The sequence below is a fragment of the Mesorhizobium sp. M7A.F.Ca.MR.362.00.0.0 genome, from assembly GCF_004023175.1.
Taxonomy (GTDB): domain Bacteria; phylum Pseudomonadota; class Alphaproteobacteria; order Rhizobiales; family Rhizobiaceae; genus Mesorhizobium.
Genome location: NZ_RZTF01000345.1, coordinates 6265 through 6816 on the forward strand (window position 1 = coordinate 6265; position 552 = coordinate 6816).

1 pseudogene is annotated in these 552 nt (G+C 64.5%); it reads right to left on the bottom strand.

Annotation, left to right across the window (positions count from 1 at the left end):
* Positions 1–552: pseudogene (locus EOC06_RS29305) on the bottom strand (ABC transporter ATP-binding protein); the annotation flags it as partial.

A 552-nucleotide genomic window follows, 5' to 3' on the forward strand; every position in this document is an offset into this window, starting at 1 on the left:
GCCGGGATCAGCCAGCCGGACCGTATCCGCAGACGCGCCTGGGCTCCGCTCTCCAGCACAACCGGGTCGGGCTGTTCGAAATGCAAGGTGAGATCGGGACTGGTCGAAGGCGTGAATTCGATGTGCGCCGAGCCACCCTGATAGATCACCCGCTTGACCAGGCCATCGAAGCCGGGACCGTCCGGCGACACGTCGAGATCGGCCGACCGGCAGCAGATCTTGGCGCCAGCGCGAGGCCGCTCGCCTGGCCGGCAGCGGACAATCAGTTCAGTCCCGAGAACCCGGATCTTGCAGTGGCCCGCCTGCTCCGCGCTCAGCACGTCGGCGGGCAGCAAAATGCCTTGCGAAATGAAGGATGCGACCATTTCATTTGCCGGCTCATGATAGAGCTCGCGCGGCGTCGCCAACTGGGCAAGGCGCCCGTCATCCATCACCGCGATGCGGTCGGCCAATGCCATCGCCTCGGCCTGATCATGGGTGATGTAGACGATGGTGGTGCCGGTGCGCTTGTGGAAGGATGCGAACTCGTCCTCCATCGATGCCCTCAGATGC